The sequence below is a fragment of the Micromonospora sp. NPDC048843 genome (assembly GCF_040649965.1).
Classification (GTDB): Bacteria; Actinomycetota; Actinomycetes; order Mycobacteriales; family Micromonosporaceae; genus Micromonospora; species Micromonospora hortensis.
This window is the reverse complement of record NZ_JBEZGJ010000359.1, coordinates 1-1,949: the sequence shown is the minus strand read 5'-3', so window position 1 is coordinate 1,949 and position 1,949 is coordinate 1. Positions and strand designations below refer to the sequence as shown.

Annotated in this window: 1 protein-coding gene; it reads left to right on the top strand. The window is 71.6% G+C overall.

Annotated features, from left to right (window positions below; translation table 11 throughout):
- The first annotated feature begins 101 nt into the window (after window positions 1–101).
- Window positions 102–1,820, top strand: coding sequence for a M14 family zinc carboxypeptidase (locus AB0C20_RS36075; protein WP_357569704.1), 1,719 nt, complete (start codon window positions 102–104; stop codon window positions 1,818–1,820).
- Window positions 1,821–1,949 lie beyond the last annotated feature (129 nt).

Sequence of the window (1,949 nt, the reverse complement as noted above, 5' to 3'; positions counted from 1 at the left end):
CTGGCGTTGGGGGTGCCCCCCGGCGTGGCGGTCCTCGGCTGTGACGCGCCCGGCTGCGCGCGCCGGCCGCGGGCCAGCGGTCCACCGCCGCCGCGACCGCCGTGGACACCCTCCAGGTGCAGCAGGCGTACTGGTGGACCACTACCGGACAGACCTTCCTGCAGGCCCAGGTGGCCACCACCGCCACCGACGACCCGGACGTGGAGATCACCGTCAGTTGGCGCACCGCGGACGGCACCACCGGCTCGTTCCCGCTGTACCGGTTCGAGGACTCCGGCGAGTACCAGTACCACTACGCCCTCCCCCAGCCGGTGCCGAACCGACCGGTTCAGCTGACGGCCACCTCCAGCCTCGGCGGGGTCAGCCGGGCGATCACCCCGACACTCTGGCCGAACGCCTCCCCGCCGCCGCTGCCGGCCGGCTACCAGAAGGACTTCATCGACGCGTACCTGACGCCGGTGGACATCCAGGCACGGATCAAGCGGCTGGCCCGCCAGTACCGGGACCTGGTGGACGTGATCGACCTGCCGAACAAGACCCAGGGATACCGACGCAACGCAGTCGGCTACCTGGGCGACCCGGCGGTGGCCGCCCTGGTCGTCGAGTCGGTCCGCTTCGGCGACCAGAACATGAACGGCGTCCAGGTGCGGACGGTCGACCCGGGCCGGACGAACCGGCCACTGACCGTCGGCTACCGCGACCGCGTCCTCACCGTGTCACTGGCCACCGACACCGCGGGCAAGACGGTGAGCACCACCGACGAGGTCGCGGCGGCGATCAATGCCCGTCAGCCGGACCGGTTCCGGGCCACCGTCGAGGACGGCTCGGCCGGGCTGCCGATGCCCGTCGCCGGCCCCACCCGACTCGACGACGGCCTCCAGGGCACCGAGGTGCCGGCTCGGCCGTGGACGGTGCAGGCGCTGCGCCTCGGCGTACACCGGGATGGCTCCCGGGTCGGTGTGCTCGCGTACTCCCAGGAACACGCCCGGGAGTGGGCCACCCCGCTCGTGACGCTGGAGTTCGCCGAGCGGATGCTGGCCAACGCCCGGACCGACCCGGCCACCCGTGAGCTGCTGGAGCAGGTCGACATCTTCGTCATCCCGATGGTCAACCCGGACGGCGCGAACTACTCGTTCAACGACTTCAACTTCCAGCGCAAGAACCTCGTCAACCACTGCACCCGTGCGGCCCGCGACCCGAAGAACCGCACCTCGTGGGGCGTCGACATCAACCGCAACTACACCGTCGGGTCGTACTTCGACGGCTACGTGGGCGCCAGCGCCAACTGCCTGTCCGGCACCTACGCGGGCACCGCCGAGCTGTCCGAGGCGGAGAGCGGCAACGTGATCGCGCTCGCTCAGGACCACCCGAACATCAAGTTCGCGATGAACGTGCACTCCTACGGCGGGTACTTCATGTGGCCGCCGGGGGCGTACCGGGCCGACGGCAGGGTCACCCTGCCGCGACCGTCGATCGACGAGTCGACGCTGTTCCTCAACAGCGCCCGACGGATCGTCGGCGCCATCGCTCAGGAGCGCGGCACCGTCACCTGGCCGTCGCAGACCGGACCGGTCGCCGACGTGCTCTACTCCGCCGCCGGCAACTCGGCCGACCAGCTCTACTACGAGCTGGGCATCTTCGCCTGGGACTTCGAGGTCGGCAACGACCGGTGGAACCCGGCGACCAACCAGTGGGAGGGCGTCGGCTTCCAGCCGCCGTTCGACGAGGCGCACGGCGAGTCCCAGGAATACGCCGGCGGGCTGGTGGAAATGGTCCGGGTGGCCCGCGACCACGCCGCCGCCGAGGCGGCCGCCGGCTGACCCGCGGGTCCGTACCGCCGCCGGCAGCAGCCGGCGGCCGGGCCGGCCACGAGGGGGGAACCCCCCACCAGGCCCATGAAAAGGGTGTGTACCGCGCGATCCCCTCCCAGCTCACGCGGGGGCGGGAGG